The sequence below is a fragment of the Microbacterium sp. W4I4 genome, assembly GCF_030816235.1.
Classification (GTDB): Bacteria; Actinomycetota; Actinomycetes; order Actinomycetales; family Microbacteriaceae; genus Microbacterium.
This window is the reverse complement of the sequence record NZ_JAUSXT010000001.1, coordinates 79,326-99,076: the sequence shown is the minus strand read 5'-3', so window position 1 is coordinate 99,076 and position 19,751 is coordinate 79,326. Positions and strand designations below refer to the sequence as shown.

Below are 19,751 nucleotides of genomic sequence, written 5' to 3'. Positions count from 1 at the left end.
TGACATCTCCATGCGCGGCTCAGCGCCGGCTAGTCGAATTTGGGAAGCAGCTCTTCCATCGGCTGCGAGGACGGCGCGACGCGGTAGGTCTTGAGCACCTGGGTCATCGCCTGCTGGAAGGCGACGGCGTTCGCTGCCGAACTTCTGATCTTAGTCGGCTCGTCGAGAGTGACCTCCACGATGTACTGCGGGTCCTCGATCGGGGCGATGCCGATCATGCTCGTGAAGTAGATGCCCTTCTTGTACCCGCCGCGGCCGTTGGCCTTCTCTGCGGTGCCCGTCTTGATGCCGATCCGGTATCCGGGGATCTCGATGGCGCGGGCGTTGCCGCCCTGCACGGCGACGTTCTCCAGCATCCGCAGTACCTCCTTGGCCGTGCCCGGCTTGATGATCTGCTCGCTCGCAGGCTCCGGCGCCTTGTGCACCGTGCCGTCCGCGTCGGTGCAGGACTCCACCAGCGACAGGTCGATCTTCTTCCCGTTGTTGCCGAGCGCCTGGTATGCACCCGCGAGCTGCGCGGGAGTGACGGTGAACGCCTGCCCGAAGGTCGTGGTGTACAGCGTCCGCGCGTCCCACTTCGCCGGGTCGATGACCTGACCCTTCTGCTCGGCGGGGAACCCGATCGCGGTCTTGTGGCCGACGCCGAACCGCTCGAGGTAGTCGGCTCGCGTCACAGGGTCGACCATCGTGCCGAACTTCGACAGCGCCACGTTCGAGGAGTCGATCAGCGCACCTGCGAGGGTGTATTCGTTCTGCGGATGCGGGAACGCGTCGTTGATGACCTGCCCGTTGGGGAGCTTCTCGCGTGACTTCGCGCTGACGTGCGAGGACCAGGTGGCCTTGCCCTGGTCGATGATGGTCGCGGCGGTGACCGCCTTGAAGGTCGATCCGGGCTCGTGCGCGTCGGAGAAGATGTGGGAGCGCCAGTACTCGGGATCCACGGCGTTGATGTCGTTGGGATCCACCGAGGGGTACTCGGCCGCGGCGCGGATCTTGCCGGTCTTCACTTCGACCACGGTGACGCTGCCCGAGATGGCTCCCTGACGCTGCGCCTCCTCGGCGATCATCTGCTGCAGGTACCAGTTGAGATCGCTGTCGATCGTGAGCTGCACGGTGCCGCCGTCGACGGCCGGCACGGTGCGCTCGCTGCCCGGAATGCGCACGCCGCCCTGGCCGCGCTTGTACGTGTTGGTGCCGCTCGTCGCGGCGAGGCACTGCTGCTGCATCCGCTCGATACCGTACTCGGCCTTGCCCGCCCCGTTCAGGAAGCCGACGAGGTTTCCCGCGACGGCGCCGTTGGGGTAGACCCGCACGGGCCGCGCCGTGCTGTGGACGTACGCGAGCTTGAGGTCGCGCAGGGCGAGGTACTGATCGGTCGACAGGCCGTTCTTCAGCTTCGCGTACTGGCTGGTCGGATCCGCCGCCAGCTTCGCGGACACGAGAGCGCGGACCTCGTCTCCGGTCATCCCGACGATCTCGGCGATCCTCTCGCTGGCCTCCGACCAGGGCATCTTCGCCTTCTTCTTCAGGGCCGGCTTGGTCTCGAAGTCGTTGATCAGCTTGGGATCCAGCTGCGAGTCGTAGACGAACGCTCCCTGGGCGAGCACCGTCCCGTTGGCGTCCACGATGTCGCCTCGGGCGCCGGGGACCGTCGAGGAGCTGCTCATCTGGCCCAGCGACTCGGCGACGTGATCGTCGGCGTGCACGACCTGGATGTCGACCAGCCGGAAGACGAAGGCGCACAGGACGGTCAGGATCACCGCGAGCGCGACGACCGTGCGCCGTCTCGTTCCGCGCGTTGCTCGAGTGCTCACGGGGCGGGCTCCATCCTGTCCGGGTCAGCGGGTGGTCGGCGACGGCAGTCCGTCGGTGATCGCGGGGGGAAGGGCGGGCTCGGCGGTCTGCGCGGTGGCATCCGCCGCCGGCGTGTCCTGAGCAGGAGTCACCGGAGGCGCGATGAGGGAGTTGCCGACCTTGGTCGCGCCGTTCGGGTCGACGGTCGAGATCCAGTCCGCGCCGTGACCCGCACCCAGCACCGCACCGTCGCTGAGGCGCAGATACGAGGCGGCCCCCGCCACGACCAGACCCAGGTCGGCGGCCTTGCTGGCCAGCGCCTGCGGGGAGTTCAGGCCGACGAGCTCGTCGTCCAGCGCCTGCTTCTGCAGGTTCAGCTCGTGCTGCTGACTGTTGAGGTCGGCGAGGACGAAGGCGTCCTGGGTGGAGGCGAGGGAGATTCCCATCTGGGCTGCGCCGATCGCCAGCGCACCGCCGACGGCGAGCACGGCGCCGGCGAGCTTCGGGCGTCTACGTGCTGCCGGGGCGGTGACGGCACGCAGCCATCGCGTCCGCGCCGGACGTGGGTCGGTGCGCGGCTGGACGCGCGCGGCGGTCAGGCTCATGCCGTCTCCCTCAGCTTCTCGGCGGCGCGCAGGCGCACCGGGATGGCGCGCGGGTTGACCGCACGCTCGGCTTCTCCTGCCATCTCGGCGCCCTTGGTGAGGATCCGGAATCGCGGTGCGTGCTCTGGCAGCTCGACGGGGAGGCCCGCCGGAGCCGTGGAGGCGGCTGCCGCGGCGAAGGCCTGCTTGACGAGGCGGTCCTCCAACGACTGGTAGGCCATGACGGCGATGCGGCCGCCGACGTTGAGCGCGTCCATCGCCGAGGGGATGGCGTCGGCCAGCACACTCAGCTCGGAGTTGACCTCGATGCGCAGCGCCTGGAACACGCGCTTCGCGGGATGTCCGGCCCGCTGGACGGCGGCGGGGGTGGCGGCGATGAGCAGGTCGACGAGCTCACCGGAGCGCTCGATCGGCTGCTTCTCGCGCGCCGCGATGATGAAGCGAGCGTAGCGGCCGGCGAGCTTCTCCTCGCCGTAGCGCTCGAAGATGCGGCGCAGCTGACCCTCGCTGTACTCGGCGAGGATGGTCGCCGCCGTGCGCCCCTTGGTCTGATCCATCCGCATGTCCAGCGGTGCGTCCTTGGAGTACGCGAAGCCGCGGTCGGCCTCGTCGAGCTGCAGCGATGAGACGCCCAGGTCGAAGAGGATCGCCGATGCGCCCTGCGCATGCAGGCCGATCTCGTCGTAGACGGTGTGCACCAGGCTGATGCGGTCGGCGTATGGCGCGAGGCGCTCCCCCGCGATCCCGAGGGCGTCGGTGTCGCGGTCCAGGCCGATCAGGCGGATGTTCGGGAACCTCTCGAGGAAGGCCTCGGAGTGCCCTCCCATTCCGAGGGTCGCGTCGACGAGCACGGCACCGTCGGCTACCAGCGCGGGGGCGAGCAGTTCGATGCAGCGCTCGAGGAGCACCGGGGTGTGGATGTCGCGGAGACTCATGATCGTTTTCCCGTGACCTCCGGCTCTGATTCCTCTCCGCTCGACCCGGCACCGGGGAAGTGTGTCGGGGCGGAGCGGCGAGGCATCACAGCCGTGGTCAGAACAATCCGGGAATCACCTCCTGTTCCAGATCTGCGTAGGACTCTTCATTGCCTTCCAGGTACGCGTTCCATGCGGACGCGTCCCAGATCTCGGCGTGGGCGCCGACTCCGGTGACCACGAGTTCCTTCTCGAGCCCTGCGTACTGACGCAGGTGAACGGGAAGCGTGATGCGGTTCTGACTGTCGGGCATCTCGGCGCTGGCGCCGGAGAGGAACAGTCGCAGGAAGTCGCGAGCCTGCTTGTTGCTCAGGGGCGCCTGGCGGATGCGGTCGTGCATCGCCTCGAACTCCGCCGTGCTGAACACATAGAGGCAGCGCTCCTGTCCTCGAGTGACGACGATGCCGCCGGCAAGATCCTCACGGAACTTCGCGGGGAGGATGACACGGCCCTTGTCGTCGAGCTTCGGTGTGTGCGTTCCCAACAACATCGGCCATCACCCCCCTTCGTCCGGCCAACTCGAGGTGCGCCCCACTTTACTCCACTCCGCTCCACTTTCCTACGACCAGTTGCTCGCATTCTCGGCGATCTCTCGGGATGGAATCGAAAAACCCCCGTGATCACGCGGATCACGGGGGTGGAGGGAGAGTGGAGGGGAAGTGGAGGATCGTGGCCGCAGAGCACGAAAAAGCCCGGATGCTGAGCATCCGGGCTTCGTATCTGTGTCAGTTCGCGTCTGTGTCGTTCAGGTGCCGTGTCAGTCCATGTGCTGAGTCAGCGCTCGTCCTGTCGACGATCCCACCGGTCGTTCATGCGATCCATGAAAGAGGTGTCGTGCGGTCGCGTGCTGTGCCCGGCTGATGAGGCGTCCGGGGGCACGTCCAGCGAGGCGCGTCGAACCGGCGTGAAGGCCAGCATCGCGCCGCCGAGCATCGCGAGGAACGCGACGACGCCGATGACGATGCTCCAGGTGGCTCCGAGGTCGCCGCTGGCGACGACGGCGGCGATCAGGCCGCCGACTCCGGCGAGCAGCAGCAGGGCGCCGTAGATCAGATTGCGGTAGCTGAGCGCACGGTCTCCTGACGGCGCGCTCACGACGTCGGCATCGTGCTGGAGGAGATGGCGTTCCATCTCATCGAGCATGCGCTGCTCTTGTTCGGAAAGAGGCATGTCCAACCCCCTCGGTTCGGTCTATCCACTCTACCCGCGCTCAGGGCGACCGGCTAGCCGAACGCCACGCGAATCCTGCATCTAGGCTGGGAATCGTGCCCTCCTCCTTCGTCGGCGACGCGGTCGCCTCACGTCTTGCGGCCTTCCTGACCGCCCTGCAGGCCGACAGTGCCGAGTACGGAGCAGAATCCACTCTCTTCGTCGATGCCGCGAAGGACACCCTCGGCGGGGGCAAACGTCTGCGCGCGCGCTTCTGTCACGCAGGCTGGCAGGCGGCTTCGCCCGACGAGGACGCAGACCTCGAGCCTCTCTGGGGGCTGTGCGCGGCGCTGGAGATCTTCCAGTCGGCTGCACTCGTGCACGACGACCTGATCGACAACTCCGACACTCGGCGCGGCCGCCCCGCCGCCCACCGCGCACTGGAGGCCGCGCACCGCTCGGCCGGTTGGCATGGGGATGCCGAGTCCTTCGGCCGCTCCTCCGCGGTGCTGCTCGGCGATCTCCTCGTCGCGTGGAGCGACGATCTGCTCGAGGACGCGCTTTCCGAGCATCCTCACGCGCCGGCCACACGTGCCGAGTACGCGCGGATGCGCCGCGACGTGACCATGGGGCAGATGCTCGACATCACCGAGGAATCGGCGTGGAGCGTCAGTCCGCCGGAGGATCTGCTCGAGCGCGCCCTGCGCGTGGCATCCCTGAAGTCCGCGCGGTACAGCGTGATGGAACCGCTGCTGCTGGGCGCGACCCTGGCCGGGGCGGACGAGGCGCTGCTCGCTTCGCTGCGCGCATTCGGCCATCCGGTCGGGATGGCCTTCCAGCTGCGCGACGATCTGCTCGGCGTCTTCGGTGATCCCGCAGTCACGGGAAAACCCGCCGGCGACGATCTGCGCGAGGGCAAGCGCACCGCGCTGATCGCCGTGGCGCGCGAGCAGCTGTCGGATTCGACCCGCGCGGAGCTCGATGCCGCCCTGGGCGATCCCGAGCTGTCCCCCGATACCGTCACCTCGCTGCAGCGGCTGATCAGGAGCACAGGGGTCCGTCGAGCGCATCGAGAGCATGATCTCGGACTGCACCGATCAGGCGGAGCTGGCACTGGCATCCGCGGCGATCGACGAGGCCTCCGCGATCGGCCTGCGAACGCTGGCGCAGGCGGCGATCAGTCGCTCGGCCTGACAGTCGAAGCGGATCGGAGTCGATCGATGATCAGGCGAGCGTGCGCGCGATGCGCCGAACGGCGCTCTTGTGACCGTCGAGCAGGGCGGCGATCGGCGTCCTGCCCAGGTTCTCCTCCTCGGTCATCAGCCAGTCGATGACCTCGTCATCGTCGAACCCGACGTCCTGCAGCGCCATGACCGTGCCGCGCAGCGACGACAGCGGACGCCCGTCGACGATGAAGATCGCCGGCACCGAGAAGACCCCGTTGCGCCGGGAGCCGATCAGATAGTGCTCGTCGAGCAGTCGGCGCACCCGACCTGGGGTCTCGTCGAGGACCTCGACGAGATCGGGGATGGTCAACCAGGCGGAATTCTCGGAGACGTTCTCAGGCACCCGTCAACTATCTCACCCCACCGGCGCGCGTGTGCGCGCGGGCTGTCTGCGCGCTTCGACCCCTCGAACAACTCCAGTCACACCAGCCACTTCTGTTGACATCCGTTTACAACCGTGTCAGCGTGTCCTGAGGGAAAACAGGGGGAAAGACATGAATAATCACTCCGCTCGCACTCGGGCAGCACACATGACGGCCCCGGTCGCGGTCATCGGCGCACTGGCAACCGTCCTGACGGCCGCCCCCGCCGACGCCGCGGAACCCGCGCGAGCAGGGACGATTCCCGCTCCCGTCCACGCGATGCTCCCGAACGGCGCGCAACCGCACACGGCGGCGCCCGTGCGACTGGCGGCGGCGGCGCGCACGACCTATACCGTCAACCCCGGAGACACCGTGTCCTCCATCGCGATCCGCAATGGACTGCGCCCTGCGGATGTTCTCGCCTGGAACGGACTCGGATGGCGCTCGGTGATCTACCCGGGCCAGACGCTGCGTCTGACGGCGGCTCCCGCCGCGGCGAAGCCGACCCCGAAGCCCGCGTCCGCCCCGACCGCCGGCACCACGACGCACACCGTCGTGCGCGGCGACATCGTCTACGCGATCGCCCGCAAGTACCGCACCACGGTCGCGAAGATCATCGCGGCCAACGGGCTCGGCGGCTCGGCCATGATCCACCCCGGGCAGAAGCTGAAGGTCGGCGCCGCACCGGCGACGGCCTCCGTGCCGAAGACCACGACGCCGGCCGCATCCCCTGCTCCTGCCTCCGCGCCGACGTCCCACACAGTGGCCATCGGCGACACGCTGTTCGCCATCGCGAAGAAGTACGGCACGAGCGTCGCCGCGCTCCTGCAGGCGAACGGGCTCGGCAACGGGAGCATCATCTACCCCGGGCAGGCGCTGCGTCTCGCTCCCCCGGCACCGGCTCAGCGCTCCGCGAAGCTGGACGCGACCCAGCGCGCTCACGCCCAGCACATCATCCGCGTGGGCCGCGAACTCGGCGTTCCCGACCGCGGCATAGCGATCGCCCTGGCCACGGCCATGGTCGAATCCTCGATGCGCAACCTCGACCACGGCGACCGCGACTCGCTGGGGCTCTTCCAGCAGCGACCCACCCAGGGCTGGGGCACGGCCGCGCAGATCCTGGATGCCGATCGCAGCATCCGCGTGTTCTACGGCGGCCCCCGCGACCCGAACGGCGCCGCCAGCCGAGGTCTGCTGGACCTCGCCGGCTGGCAGTCGAAGAAGTTCACCGACGCGGCACAGGCCGTGCAGGTCTCGGCGTACCCGGATCGCTACGGCCAGTGGGAGACGCAGGCGCACAGCTGGCTGGCATCGCTGCGGTGACGGGCAACACGGCGACACGCGGTTCGTCACCGGATCGAAACCTGCCTGAGGTGCGCCGTTCCCGGGCCTCACAGCCGGTTATTCATAGACTCGTTCCGTGAACACTCCGCAGGCCGACCCTCTCATCGGGCGGCTTGTCGACGGTCGGTACCGTGTGCGGGCGCGCATCGCCCGCGGCGGCATGGCGACGGTCTACGTCGCGACCGACATGCGGCTCGAGCGGCGCATCGCGCTGAAGGTCATGCACGCGCATCTGAGCGACGACTCCGCCTTCCAGAGCAGGTTCATCCAGGAGGCCCGCTCCGCCGCCCGCCTGGCGGACCCGCACGTCGTCAACGTCTTCGATCAGGGGCAGGACGGCGAGCTCGCGTACCTCGTGATGGAGTACCTGCCAGGCATCACGCTGCGCGAGCTCATGCGCGAGCAGAAGCGTCTGACGGTCACACAGACCGTGATGATCATGGATGCCATCCTCTCGGGCCTGTCCGCCGCGCACCGCGCGGGGATCGTGCACCGCGACGTGAAGCCCGAGAACGTGCTGCTGGCCGAGGACGGTCGCATCAAGATCGGCGACTTCGGGCTCGCCCGCGCCACGACCGCGAACACGGCGACCGGCGCGCAGCTGCTGGGCACCATCGCATACCTCGCCCCCGAGCTGGTCACCCGCGGCACGGCGGATGCCCGCAGCGACATCTACGCGCTGGGCATCATGCTCTACGAGATGCTCGTCGGCGAGCAGCCGTACAAGGGCGAGCAGCCGATGCAGATCGCCTTCCAGCACGCCACCGAGCAGGTCCCGCGTCCCAGCGTCCGCAATCCCGGAGTCCCCGAGCCGCTCGACGAACTGGTGCTGTGGGCGACCGAGAAGTCCCCGGACGACCGTCCGCTGAATGCGCAGGAGATGCTCGACCGGCTCCGCGAGATCGAGCGCGACCTCGGGGTCTCCCCCGTCACCACCGCGATGACGGCATCGCCATCCGACCACGACTCGGGCGCGGTCACCAAGATCCTCCCCGGAAGCACCTCGATTCTGCCCGTCCCGACGGCGCCCGCGGCTTCCGAGGGTGCCGACAACGGCACCCGTCTGCGTCGGCGCACCGCCACGCGGCGCGCGCGCGGAGCACTCCTGCTGTCGCTGGTGCTGCTGCTGGCCGTCGCGGCAGGCGGCGTCGGCTGGTGGTTCGGCTCCGGCCCCGGTTCGCTGATCGCCGTGCCTCATGTCGCCGGTATGGCGCTCGCAGATGCGCAGAGCGCCATCAAGGCGGAGGGGCTGACCTCGACCTCCACCGAGAAGTCCTCCGTCGACGTCCCGAAGGGCGACGTCATCGACACCGACCCCGGCGAGGGCGAGCGCGTCGAGAAGGAGAGCACGGTCACGCTGATCGTGTCCTCCGGACCGGCCAAGCACACCATGGGAAAGCTCAGCGGCCTCACCGAGGAGAAGGCGCGGCAGACTCTCGTCGCCAACGGCGTCAACGTCGCCGAGAACGTCGAGGAGTACTTCGCCGCACTCGAGAAGGGTCTCGTCCTGAACGTGCGGATCACCCCGCGCGCAGACGGCGACACGTACGCGTGCGGAGACGGCTGCGAGCTGTTCGAAGACGACGACGCGCTGATCCAGGTCTCGCTCGGTGAGCTGCCGAACGTGGTCGGCAAGCCGCTCGACGAGGCGAAGCAGATCCTCGAGGACGCCCGTCTGAAGGTCGACGGCGACACTCCCGAGGACTGGAGCGACTCGGTCGCCAAGGGCAGCGTGATCGCCCAGACCACCGAGCGCCCCGGCGGTGGCAGCTGGCGCCCCGATGACACCGTGAAGCTGACCGTGTCGAAGGGGCCGCGCCCGATCGAGGTGCCGAACGTCGTGGACATGACCCTCACCCAGGCCAAGGCCAAGATCACAGGGGTCGGACTGAAGGTCGATTATGCCGGCTGGGGCGATCTACCGGGGTTCGCGGACATGGCCATCGTGGTGGCGCAGAAGCCCGGCGACGGCACACTGCCCAGGGGCGGCACCGTGAAGCTGACCATTCAGCTCAAGGGCTGACGCGGAAGACCGCGACAGCTCAGCGCTTCTCGAGCTCCTCGGCCACGAGGAACGCGAGTTCCAGCGACTGCATGTGGTTCAGGCGCGGGTCGCACAGGCTCTCGTAGCGCGTCGCGAGGCCGGCCTCGTCGATCTGCTCCGACCCGCCCAGGCATTCGGTGACGTCGTCGCCGGTGAGCTCGACGTGGATGCCGCCGGGGAACGTGCCCACCGCGCGGTGCGCCTCGAAGAATCCGCGCACCTCGTCGACCACGTCGTCGAAGCGACGCGTCTTGTAGCCGGTGGGCGTGGTGATGCCGTTGCCGTGCATCGGGTCGGTGACCCACAGCGGGGTCGCACCGGAGTCCTTGACGGCCTCCAGCAGCGGCGGCAGCGCGTCGCGGATCTTGCCGGCGCCCATGCGCGTGATGAAGGTCAGTCGTCCGGGCTCGCGGTTCGGGTCGAGCTTGTCGATCAGGGCGAGTGCGGTCTCGGGCGACGTCGTCGGACCGAGCTTGACGCCGATGGGATTGCGGATGCGCGAGAAGTAGTCGACATGCGCGCCGTCGAGGTCGCGGGTGCGCTCCCCGATCCACAGGAAGTGCGCGGAGGTGTTGTACGGCGTCTCCGTGCGCGAGTCGATGCGCGTCATCGGGCGCTCGTAGTCCATCAGCAGGCCTTCGTGGCCCGTGAAGAATTCCACCCGCTTGAGCTCGTCGAAGTCGGCGCCGGCCGCTTCCATGAACTTGATGGCGCGGTCGATCTCGGCCGCCATCCGCTCGTAGCGCTGGTTGGCCGGGTTCTGCGCGAAGCCGCGGTTCCAGGAGTGCACCTCGCGCAGGTCGGCGAAGCCGCCCTGCGTGAACGCGCGGATCAGGTTCAGCGTGGATGCCGCGGTGTGGTATCCCTGCAGCAGCCGGCCCGGGTCGGCCTCACGGGACTTCTCGGTGAAGTCGTAGCCGTTGACGATGTCGCCCCGGTAGGCGGGGAGGGTGACGTCGCCGCGCGTCTCGTTGTCGCTGGAGCGCGGCTTGGCGAACTGCCCGGCCATCCGTCCCATCTTCACGATGGGCATCGACGCACCGTAGGTCAGCACGACCGCCATCTGCAGCACCGTCTTGATGCGGTTGCGGATCTGGTCGGCCGTCGCCCCGGCGAACGTCTCGGCGCAGTCGCCGCCCTGCAGCAGGAACGCGTTCCCGGATGCCGCGCGAGCGAGCCGTGTGCGCAGGTTGTCCACCTCGCCGGCGAACACCAGCGGAGGCAGTGCGGCGATCTGCCCTGACACTGCGGACACCCGCTCGGCGTCCGGCCACTGCGGCTGCTGCTTGATGGGAAGCGAGCGCCATGCGTCGAGTTCGGGGTGCGAGTGAGGCATCCACCCAGCCTAGTGTCCGGAATCGCCGCCAGGATGCCGCGTGACGGGCCCGCCGCGGGCATGCCGGGGAGCCTCGATCAGGCGCGCTTCGCGCTCTTCTGCGGCAGCCGATCCTTCACCGTGGAGGCGTAGACGTCGTCGTACTGCTGCGCGCCCAGACGCTGCAGGGCGATCATGATCTCGTCGGTGACCGCACGCAGGATGTAGCGGTCGTTCTCCATGCCCGCGTAGCGCGAGAAGTCCAGCGGCTCGCCGATGACGGCGCCGACGCGCATGATGTTCGGCACGCGACTGCCGATCGGCATCGCCGTATCGGTGTCGACCATCACCACGGGGATCACCGGGACCTTGGCCTCCAGCGCCATCCGTGCGATTCCCGTGCGACCGCGGTAGAGGCGTCCGTCGGGGCTGCGGGTGCCCTCGGGATAGATGCCGAGCAGATCACCACGACCGAGGATCTGCAGGCCGGTGTTCAGCGACGCCTCGGAGGCCTTGCCCCCGGATCGATCGATGGGGATCTGACCGGTGCCCTTCATGAACACCTTCGTCGCCCATCCCTTCAGGCCCCGGCCGGTGAAGTAGTCGCTCTTCGCGAGGAAGGACATCGGACGATCGATCATGAGCGGAAGGAAGATCGAGTCCGCGAAGGAGAGATGATTGCTCGCCAAGATCGCCGCACCTGTGGTGGGGATGTTGTCCCGCCCCACTACCCAGGGGCGGAAGATCGCCTTGACCAGCGGCCCGATCGCGACGTACTTCATCAGCCAGTAGAACATCGTGAGGCAGTCTATCGCCGCCGCACCTTCGCGACCGAGTTCCATTGTTCATGCGACTCGATGTCATGACCTAGACTCGATGCAACCCGTCCGACTGGTATCGAAGGAGCTGCCGTGGTCCAGTTCGAAGTCCCTGCGATCGTCCCCGCTGACCCCGAGGCGAACACGTCCGATCTGCTCGCCATCCGCGTGCAGCAGACGCCGAACCTGGCGCTCTTCTCCGTTCCGGAGGGTTCCGGCTGGCGTGACATCACGGCCAAGGACTTCGAGACGGCGGTGATCGCCCTGGCGAAGGGATTCGTCGCGGCCGGCATCCAGCCCGGCGAGAAGGTCGGCTTCATCGCTCGCACCACCTACGAGTGGTCGCTGGTCGATTTCGCGCTCTTCTACGCCGGGGCCGTGATGGTGCCGATCTACGAGACCAGCTCCCCCTCGCAGATCCAGTGGATCATGGAGGACTCCGGCGCGACCGCGCTCATCGTGGAATCGCCTGAGCATTTCGCCCGCGTGGACGAGGTGCGCGGCGATCTGCCGCTGGTGCGCGAGGTCTGGCAGATGCACCTGGGTGCCATCGACACGCTCACCGCGCGGGGGGCCGAGGTCGAGGATGCCGAGATCCAGCGCCGCCGCAGCCTCGCGGTCGGTTCGGACATCGCGACCCTGATCTACACCTCCGGCTCCACCGGCCGCCCGAAGGGCTGCGTGCTGACGCACAGCAACTTCGTCGAGCTGTCGCGCAACTCCGCCAAGTCGCTCGATGCCGTCGTCACGACGCCCGGCGCTTCGACGCTGCTGTTCATCACCACCGCGCACGTCTTCGCCCGGTTCATCTCCATCCTCGGCATCCACGCCGGCGTGCGCACCGGTCACCAGCCCGATACCAGGAACCTGCTGCCCGCACTCGGCTCGTTCAAGCCGACCTTCCTGCTCGCCGTGCCGCGCGTGTTCGAGAAGGTCTACAACTCCGCCGAGCAGAAGGCCGAGGCAGGCGGCAAGGGCAAGATCTTCCGCGCCGCGGCCGCCGCGGCGGTCGAGCACTCGACCCTGCTCGAGGAGGGCAGGAAGATTCCTTTCGGCCTGCGGGTGAAGTTCGCCGTGTTCGACAAGCTCGTCTACAGCAAGCTGCGCGCAGCCATGGGCGGCAACGTCGCCTACGCCGTGTCGGGGTCCGCTCCCCTGGGTGCGCGCCTCGGGCACTTCTTCCACAGCCTCGGCGTCGTGATCCTCGAGGGCTACGGCCTCACCGAGACGACCGCGCCCGCGACAGTGAACCTCGCCGACAAGTCGAAGATCGGCACCGTCGGCCCCGCGCTGCCCGGCGTGGGTGTCCGCCTCGACGAGGACGGCGAGATCGAGGTCAGGGGCATCAACGTCTTCAAGGAGTACTGGAACAACCCGGAGGCCACCGCGGCCGCGTTCCACGACGGCTGGTTCCGCACCGGTGACATCGGCAGCTTCGACTCCGAGGGCTTCCTGACGATCACCGGCCGCAAGAAGGAGATCATCGTCACTGCCGGCGGCAAGAACGTCGCCCCGGCAATGCTCGAGGATCCGATCCGGGCCAACTCGATCGTCGGCCAGGTGGTCGTCCTGGGCGATCAGAAGCCGTTCATCTCGGCCCTGGTCACTCTCGACTCCGAGATGCTGCCGACCTGGCTGGCGAACAACGGACTGCCCTCCGACATGTCGCTGGCGGATGCCAGTCGCAACGCCGCCGTCCGCGACGAGGTGCAGCGCGCGGTCGATCGCGCCAACAAGGGCGTCTCGCGCGCCGAGTCGATCCGCAAGTTCACGATCCTGCCGATCGAGTGGACCGAGGCCAGCGGGCACCTGACGCCCAAGCTCTCGATCAAGCGGAATGTGATCCTGGACGACTTCGCCGACGAGGTCACCGCGATCTACGATGCGTCGACACACACCACCACCACGCCGCTGGGCTGACGCTTCGACAGGCTCAGCGACCCATCGGGTCTCTGAGCCTGTCGAACGGCTGGGTCCTTGAGCCTGTCGAACGGCTGGGTCCCTGAGCCTGTCGAAGGGCTAAAACCAGTCGCTCTCGCGGACTTCGCGCATCGCGAGCTTGCGGGTCTCGCCCTCCAGACGGCCCAGGTACACCATGCCGTCCAGGTGATCGGTCTCGTGCTGGAGCGCCTGGGCGAGCAGCCCGTCGCCCTCGAGGACGACCGGTTCGCCGTCGAGGTCGATCCCCTCGACGCGGGCCCACGGGTGACGCAGAGTGTCATGCCACAGCCCGGGCACCGAGAGGCATCCCTCGCCGGTGGGCTGCTTCTCGCCGCGCACCTCGGTCAGCACGGGGTTGATGACGTAGCCGATGTCCCCATCGATGTTGTAGCTGAACGCGCGCAGGGCGACGCCGATCTGATTGGCGGCGACCCCCGCACGGCCGGGCAGCTGCACGGTGTCGATGAGGTCGGCGATCAGAGCGCGCACGCCGTCGTCGATGTTCTCGATGGGGGCGCACACCTGCCTGAGCACGGGGTCGCCGTACAGGCGGATCTCGCGGACGGCCATCAGGCCGCCTTCGCCCGGAGTCCCTCGACCAGTGTCGCGGCGATCTCGCGCGCCGCACGCCGGGTCGCCGGCTGCAGGTTGCCGAAGTCGATGGCGCCGCCGCCCGCGATCTGCGGGTCGTACGGCACGCGCAGCACGTGCTTGGCACGCGTGGAGAAGTGCGACTCCAGTTCGCTCAGGCGCACCAGGGGGGCACCGGGCGTGGACTGGTTCAGCACGACGATGGCCTCGCGGGCCAGCGTCGCGTATCCGTTGGTCTCCAGCCAGGTCAGGGTCTCGGATGCCAGTCGGGCCTCGTCGACGCTCAGTCCGGACACGATGACGATCTGGTCGGCCAGGTCGAGGGTGGCGCCCATCACCGAGTGCACGATGCCCGTGCCGGAGTCGGTGAGGACGAGCGAGTAGTACTGCGCGGCGACGGTGGCGACGTCGCGGTAGTCGCCGTCGCCGAACGCCTCGGACACGCGCGGATCCGAGTCCGACGCGAGCACGTCGAGGCGGGTCTCGTCGCGCGCCACGAGCGCGGAGAGGTCGTGGAAGCCGCGGATGTCGTGCTGCGCCCGCACGAGGTCGCGGACGGACTTCGTGTGGCTTCCCACGATGCGCTCGGCGAGGGTGCCGCGGTCGGGGTTGGCGTCGACAGCGATGACGCGGTCGTCGCGAGCGTCGGCGAGAGCCATTCCGAGCAGCGCCGTGATCGTGGTCTTGCCCACGCCGCCCTTGCGCGACAGCACCGGCACGAAGCGGGCGTTGCCCGGCATGGGTGCGGCGATGCGTGCGCTGAGCTGCTTGCGCTCGCGCGCCTTGCGCCCGTCGCCGACGTTGATGCGCCCGCCCGAGATCGTGTAGAGCAGGTGGCTCCAGGTGCCCTCCGGCTCGGGCCTGGACATCCGCGCGGGGTCGAGCAGGCGGTCCGCGGTGAGCAGATCGGCGCTCTCGCGGCCTCCGTCGCCGAGATCGTCGAGACGCTTCGAGGTGAGCTCGAGTCCGGGTCGAGCGGCCTCGGCGGTCTGCCGCTCGGTCGCGGGGCGCGATGCGGATACAGGGTCGTTCGTCACCACGGGACGGATCTCCTCTGGTCTTTCGGCCGCGGCGGGCCGAGGTGCGTCTGGGATGCGGGGCGGCGCGGGGGACATGGCCTGCCGCAGCTCCGCCTTGGCCGCGGCCACCACGGATTCGAGGTCCGACAGTCCCTGCGTCTCGATGACGGGCTCCGCGGAGGTCTGCGTCGGCGGCGTGGCGTCCGCAGCCTTGGACGGGGCGTCGGATGCCGCGGACGGCTCCTTCACGACCGGCTCGCGCTTCGCGACCGGCTCGCGCTTCGCGTCCGGCTCATTCTTCGCGACCTGCTCCGACACTGCGACCGGCTTCGACCCTGTTACCGGCTTGCTCTCCGCAGGCCGCTCGGACTTCTTCGGCACGATCGCCGTCTCAGACTTCGCAGCAGGCTCTGCCTTCGCAGCAGGCTCTGTCTCGGCGGCTGCCCCGGTCTCGGGGTTCGGCGTCGTCTTCGCGGTGGGCGTCGACCGGGGCGCGGACTTCGACTTGACGACGGGCTTGGCCTTCGCGGCGGTCTTCGCCTTCGCAGCAGGCCTGCTCTTCGCGGCCGGGGCGGCGGCCACGGCAGCGGCGGCAGCCATTGCATCCGCCGAGTCCGCAGCATCCGCCGAGTCCGCAGCATCCGTCGGCTCCGCCAGCACCTCGGCATCCACCACGCCCGAGTCGGGCGTGCCCGTGATGGACGTCGCCGCGACGATCGGCTCATCCACGAGTTCTGCCTCGGCGGGTGGCTCCTCGACCGTCTCCGGCTGAGGTTCCTCCGCAGGCAGTTCGATGATGATCTCCGAGGCATCCTGGTGAATGCGCGCCAGCGTGTCGGCGTCGGCGACGGCTGAGGTGTCGATGATCAGATCAGAGATGATCTCGCCGTCGACGACCTCATCGTCCACGAGGTCGTCGTCCTCGCCGCCTGTGGGCAGCGAAACACTGACCTGCGCGGTGCCGCCGAGCAGGCCGATGGCCGAGATGTCGGACGACGTGGTGTCGTCGAGCACCCCCAGCGAATCGTCCCCGTCGGGGTCCACGTTGTTCTTCGAGGTCACAGTCACTACTCCAAGCCGGGCGCACATGCGCCCGCCCAAGGTTAGTGCGCCGGACGTATCACGACCAAAAGATCGCCTGCGTCGACCTGTTGGGTACCGGTGATCGCGAGCCTCTCGACGACCCCGTCCACCGGTGACGTGATGCCCGCCTCCATCTTCATGGCCTCGATGGATGCGACGGCGTCACCGGCCTTGACCACGTCGCCCTCCTCGATCTTCACGGTCACCGCTCCCGAGAACGGGGCGGCGATCTGACCGGGCTTGGAGGTGTCGGCCTTCTCGACCTCGTGCACGTCGACGGTGATCGACCTGTCGCGCACGGCCACCGGCCGCAGCTGGCCGTTCAGCGTGGTCATGACCGTCCGCATGCCCTTCGGATCGACCTCGCCGATCGCCTCCAGGCCGACGTACAGCCGCACGCCGCGCTCGATCTCCACCGCGTGCTCGGCGCCGGGCACGAGACCGTAGAGGTAGTCGGCGGTGTCCAGCACCGAGAGGTCGCCGAACTCCTCGCGGCCCTGCCGGAAGATCTTGGTCGGCGCGGGGAACAGCAGCTCGTTGAGCATGCCTCGGCGCTCCGCGGAGGTGCCCCGCAGTGCGGTCTGCTGGGCGTCGGTGATCGGCGTGATGCCCACCTTCGACGCGCGTCCCGCAAGCACCTTGCTGCGGAACGGCTCCGGCCATCCGCCTGGCAGGTCGCCCAGCTCCCCCGCCATGAATCCCACGACCGAGTCCGGGATGTCGTAGCGCTCGGGGTTCTCCGCGAAGTCCGCAGGATCCGCCTTGACGGCCGCCAGATGCAGGGCGAGGTCGCCGACCACCTTCGACGAGGGCGTCACCTTCGGCACACGGCCGAGGATCGCGTCGGCCGCCGCGTACATGTCCTCGATGAGCTCGAAGTCATCCGCCAACCCCAGGGCGATCGCCTGCTGGCGCAGGTTGGACAGCTGACCGCCGGGGATCTCGTGGTGGTACACGCGGCCGGTGGGGCTGGGCAGGCCCGACTCGAACGGGCGGTACAGCCGGCGCGTGGCCTCCCAGTACGGCTCCAGGTCGGATGCGGCCTGCAGGTCGAGCCCGGTGTCCCGCTCGGTGTGCGCGAGGGCGGCGATGAGCGCCGACAGCGAGGGCTGGCTGGTCGTGCCCGACATCGGCGCGGAGGCCACGTCCACGGCATCCGCCCCCGCCGCACTGGCGGCGAGCAGTGTCGCGAGCTGACCGCCTGCGGTGTCGTGCGTGTGCACGTGCACCGGCTGGTCGAAGCGCTCGCGCAGCGCCGTGACGAGCTTGGCTGCGGCCGCGGGTCGCAGCAGGCCCGCCATGTCCTTGATGCCGATCACGTGCGCGCCGGCGTCGACGATCTGCTCGGCCAGGCGCAGGTAGTAGTCCAGCGTGTACAGGTCCTCGGCCGGGTTGAGCAGGTCGCCGGTGTAGCAGAGCGCGGCCTCGGCGACGGCGGTGCCGGTGCCGAGCACGGACTCGATCGCCGGGCGCATCTGCGACACGTCGTTGAGCGCGTCGAAGATGCGGAAGATGTCCACACCGGTCTCTGCGGCCTCGCGGACGAACGCGTCGGTCACCTGCGTCGGGTACGGCGTGTATCCGACGGTGTTGCGCCCGCGCAGCAGCATCTGGATGCTGATGTTCGGCAGCGCCTCCCGCAGGGCGGCCAGGCGCTCCCAGGGGTCCTCGCCGAGGAAGCGCAGCGCGACGTCGTAGGTCGCCCCTCCCCAGGCCTCGACGGAGAGCAGCTGCGGGGTCATGCGAGCCACGTACGGTGCGACGGCGAGCAGATCACGCGTGCGCACCCGGGTCGCGAGCAGCGACTGGTGCGCGTCGCGGAAGGTCGTCTCGGTGACGGCCAGGGCCTCCTGGTCGCGCAGGGCCTTCGCGAACGCCGCCGGGCCGACCTCGCGCAGCAGCTGCCGGCTGCCGTCCGGAGCCGGCAGGCTCAGGTCGAGCTGCGGAAGCTTGTGAGACGGATCCAGCACCAGCGGGTTCTCACCGTTCGGCTTGTTGACGGTCACGTCGACGAGCCAGTTCAGGATCTTGGAGCCGCGGTCCTTCGACACGCGCCCGCGCAGCAGCTCGGGCCGCTCGTCGATGAACGACGTCGACAGGTCGCCCGCAGCGAAGGACGGGTCGTCCAGCACGGCCTGCAGGAACGGGATGTTCGTCGAGACGCCGCGCACGCGGAACTCCGCGAGCGCTCGGCGCGCACGCGACACGGCGCTCTCGAAGGAGCGTCCGCGGCAGATGAGCTTGGACAGCATCGAGTCGAAGTACGGGCTGATCTGGGATCCGGCCGCCGTGGTGCCGCCGTCCAGGCGGATGCCGGCGCCGCCGGGCGAGCGGTAGGTGGTGATCTTGCCGGTGTCGGGGCGGAACCCCTGCGTCGGGTCCTCGGTGGTGATGCGGCACTGCAGCGCGGCGCCGCGCAGCCGGATGTCGTCCTGCTCGAGGTCGAGCTCGGCGAGGGTGGCGCCCGCGGCGATCTGCATCTGAGCGCGTACGAGGTCGACGTCGGTGACCTCCTCGGTCACGGTGTGCTCGACCTGGATGCGCGGGTTCATCTCGATGAACACGAACTCGCCGGTGCGCGGCCCCTCGGTCTCGAGCAGGAACTCCACCGTGCCGGCGTTCTGGTAGCCGATCGACCGCGCGAAGGCGATGGCGTGCCGGTGCATGTCCCGGCGGATGCCCTCGTCGAGGTTCGGCGCGGGCGCGATCTCCACGACCTTCTGGTGGCGGCGCTGCACCGAGCAGTCCCGCTCGTACAGGTGGATGGTGTCGCCCTGCCCGTCGGCGAGGATCTGCACCTCGATGTGCCGGGGCCGCAGCACCGCCTGCTCGAGGAACATCCGCGAGTCGCCGAACGCCGCACCGGCTTCGCGCATCGCCTCGGCCAGCGCGGGAGCGAGATCGCCCTTGGTGTCGACCTTGCGCATGCCTCGTCCGCCGCCGCCGGCGACGGCCTTCGCGAACAGCGGGAAGCCGATCTCATCGGATTGGGCGACCAGCGCGTCGATGTCATCGGATGCATCGGTCGAGCGCAGCACGGGCACGCCGGCCTCGATGGCGTGCCTCTTGGCCTCGACCTTGTTGCCCGCCATCTCCAACACGTGCGAGGGCGGCCCGATGAATGTGATCCCGGCCGCCGCGGCCTTCTCCGCCAGATCGGGGTTCTCGGAGAGGAACCCGTATCCGGGGTAGATCGCGTCCGCTCCGGCATCCAGGGCGACCTTGATGATGCCCTCTACGTCCAGGTAGGCCTGCACGGGGTGCCCGCGCTCGCCGATCTCGTAGGCCTCGTCGGCCTTCAGCCGATGCAGGGAGCCGCGGTCCTCGTAGGGGAACACGGCGACAGTGCGCGCTCCCACTTCGTATGCCGCACGGAATGCGCGGATCGCGATCTCACCGCGGTTGGCCACCAGGATCTTCTGGAACATGCACACCTCTTCAGAGGTTGTTGCGCGCCGAACAGCAACGCGCAAGGCGGGGGCTGAG

Annotated in this window: 15 protein-coding genes; 4 read left to right on the top strand and 11 right to left on the bottom strand. The window is 68.8% G+C overall.

The window, feature by feature from the left end:
• Window positions 1–29: 29 nt before the first annotated feature.
• From QF046_RS00495 to QF046_RS00475, 5 genes are all read right to left on the bottom strand, one after another.
• The gene (locus QF046_RS00495; RefSeq protein WP_307365105.1) at window positions 30–1,814 is read right to left on the bottom strand and encodes a penicillin-binding protein 2; all 1,785 of its coding nucleotides are present in this window, start codon (window positions 1,812–1,814) and stop codon (window positions 30–32) included.
• Between the two features lie 24 nt (window positions 1,815–1,838).
• Entirely contained in the window at window positions 1,839–2,399 is a 561-nt protein-coding gene (locus QF046_RS00490) for a hypothetical protein (RefSeq protein ID WP_307365103.1), read from the bottom strand.
• Entirely contained in the window at window positions 2,396–3,334 is a 939-nt protein-coding gene (gene rsmH, locus QF046_RS00485; protein ID WP_307365101.1) for a 16S rRNA (cytosine(1402)-N(4))-methyltransferase RsmH, read from the bottom strand. The genes QF046_RS00490 and rsmH overlap by 4 nt, the downstream gene beginning before the upstream one ends.
• Window positions 3,335–3,431: 97 nt before the next feature.
• Complete coding sequence (mraZ, locus tag QF046_RS00480; RefSeq protein ID WP_307365099.1) at window positions 3,432–3,863, bottom strand: division/cell wall cluster transcriptional repressor MraZ; 432 nt, start codon at window positions 3,861–3,863, stop codon at window positions 3,432–3,434.
• A 284-nt stretch (window positions 3,864–4,147) separates the two neighbouring features.
• Window positions 4,148–4,543: a DUF3040 domain-containing protein gene (locus tag QF046_RS00475; RefSeq protein ID WP_307365095.1), complete on the bottom strand. Its 396-nt coding sequence runs from the start codon at window positions 4,541–4,543 to the stop codon at window positions 4,148–4,150.
• A 95-nt stretch (window positions 4,544–4,638) separates the two neighbouring features.
• Between QF046_RS00475 and QF046_RS00470 the strand changes: the two genes are divergently transcribed.
• Window positions 4,639–5,856 carry a polyprenyl synthetase family protein gene (locus QF046_RS00470; protein WP_307365094.1) on the top strand — a complete coding sequence of 406 codons (1,218 nt, stop codon included), beginning with the start codon at window positions 4,639–4,641 and terminating at the stop codon, window positions 5,854–5,856.
• Here QF046_RS00470 and QF046_RS00465 read toward each other — a convergent pair.
• Entirely contained in the window at window positions 5,747–6,091 is a 345-nt protein-coding gene (locus QF046_RS00465; RefSeq protein ID WP_307365092.1) for an Rv2175c family DNA-binding protein, read from the bottom strand. The two genes, QF046_RS00470 and QF046_RS00465, sit on opposite strands and share 110 nt — an antisense overlap.
• A 187-nt stretch (window positions 6,092–6,278) precedes the next feature.
• Here QF046_RS00465 and QF046_RS00460 point away from each other — a divergent pair, with 187 nt between their 5' ends.
• Both QF046_RS00460 and pknB read left to right on the top strand, forming a co-directional pair.
• Window positions 6,279–7,433, top strand: coding sequence for a LysM peptidoglycan-binding domain-containing protein (locus tag QF046_RS00460; protein ID WP_307365089.1), 1,155 nt, complete (start codon window positions 6,279–6,281; stop codon window positions 7,431–7,433).
• A 97-nt stretch (window positions 7,434–7,530) separates the two neighbouring features.
• Window positions 7,531–9,477 carry a Stk1 family PASTA domain-containing Ser/Thr kinase gene (gene pknB, locus QF046_RS00455; protein ID WP_307365087.1) on the top strand — a complete coding sequence of 649 codons (1,947 nt, stop codon included), beginning with the start codon at window positions 7,531–7,533 and terminating at the stop codon, window positions 9,475–9,477.
• 19 nt (window positions 9,478–9,496) lie between these two features.
• Here the strand turns inward: pknB and QF046_RS00450 are convergent, their stop codons facing one another.
• The gene (locus QF046_RS00450; RefSeq protein ID WP_307365086.1) at window positions 9,497–10,834 is read right to left on the bottom strand and encodes a class II 3-deoxy-7-phosphoheptulonate synthase; all 1,338 of its coding nucleotides are present in this window, start codon (window positions 10,832–10,834) and stop codon (window positions 9,497–9,499) included.
• Between the two features lie 77 nt (window positions 10,835–10,911).
• On the bottom strand, window positions 10,912–11,610 hold the full coding sequence (locus QF046_RS00445) for a 1-acyl-sn-glycerol-3-phosphate acyltransferase (RefSeq protein WP_307365084.1): 699 nt from the start codon (window positions 11,608–11,610) through the stop codon (window positions 10,912–10,914).
• 114 nt (window positions 11,611–11,724) lie between these two features.
• Here QF046_RS00445 and QF046_RS00440 point away from each other — a divergent pair, with 114 nt between their 5' ends.
• Window positions 11,725–13,551: a long-chain fatty acid--CoA ligase gene (locus tag QF046_RS00440; protein WP_307365080.1), complete on the top strand. Its 1,827-nt coding sequence runs from the start codon at window positions 11,725–11,727 to the stop codon at window positions 13,549–13,551.
• 99 nt (window positions 13,552–13,650) lie between these two features.
• Here QF046_RS00440 and def read toward each other — a convergent pair whose 3' ends face one another.
• Genes def through QF046_RS00425 form a run of 3 tightly spaced genes read right to left on the bottom strand, consistent with a single transcriptional unit; the run spans window position 13,651 to window position 19,693 of the window.
• Entirely contained in the window at window positions 13,651–14,142 is a 492-nt protein-coding gene (def, locus tag QF046_RS00435) for a peptide deformylase (protein ID WP_307365078.1), read from the bottom strand.
• The gene (locus QF046_RS00430) at window positions 14,142–16,244 is read right to left on the bottom strand and encodes a MinD/ParA family protein (protein ID WP_307365076.1); all 2,103 of its coding nucleotides are present in this window, start codon (window positions 16,242–16,244) and stop codon (window positions 14,142–14,144) included. The genes def and QF046_RS00430 overlap by 1 nt, the downstream gene beginning before the upstream one ends.
• Before the next feature lie 41 nt (window positions 16,245–16,285).
• On the bottom strand, window positions 16,286–19,693 hold the full coding sequence (locus QF046_RS00425) for a pyruvate carboxylase (protein ID WP_307365075.1): 3,408 nt from the start codon (window positions 19,691–19,693) through the stop codon (window positions 16,286–16,288).
• Window positions 19,694–19,751: the final 58 nt, after the last annotated feature.

Excerpts from the sequence above, each read along its gene's own strand:
- QF046_RS00490 (WP_307365103.1), bottom strand. The coding sequence starts at position 2,399 with ATGAGCCTGACCGCCGCGCGCGTCCAGCCGCGCACCGACCCACGTCCG.
- rsmH (WP_307365101.1), bottom strand. The coding sequence starts at position 3,334 with ATGAGTCTCCGCGACATCCACACCCCGGTGCTCCTCGAGCGCTGCATC.
- mraZ (WP_307365099.1), bottom strand. The coding sequence starts at position 3,863 with ATGTTGTTGGGAACGCACACACCGAAGCTCGACGACAAGGGCCGTGTC.
- QF046_RS00475 (WP_307365095.1), bottom strand. The coding sequence starts at position 4,543 with ATGCCTCTTTCCGAACAAGAGCAGCGCATGCTCGATGAGATGGAACGC.
- QF046_RS00460 (WP_307365089.1), top strand. The coding sequence starts at position 6,279 with ATGACGGCCCCGGTCGCGGTCATCGGCGCACTGGCAACCGTCCTGACG.
- QF046_RS00450 (WP_307365086.1), bottom strand. The coding sequence starts at position 10,834 with ATGCCTCACTCGCACCCCGAACTCGACGCATGGCGCTCGCTTCCCATC.
- QF046_RS00445 (WP_307365084.1), bottom strand. The coding sequence starts at position 11,610 with ATGTTCTACTGGCTGATGAAGTACGTCGCGATCGGGCCGCTGGTCAAG.
- def (WP_307365078.1), bottom strand. The coding sequence starts at position 14,142 with ATGGCCGTCCGCGAGATCCGCCTGTACGGCGACCCCGTGCTCAGGCAG.
- QF046_RS00425 (WP_307365075.1), bottom strand. The coding sequence starts at position 19,693 with ATGTTCCAGAAGATCCTGGTGGCCAACCGCGGTGAGATCGCGATCCGC.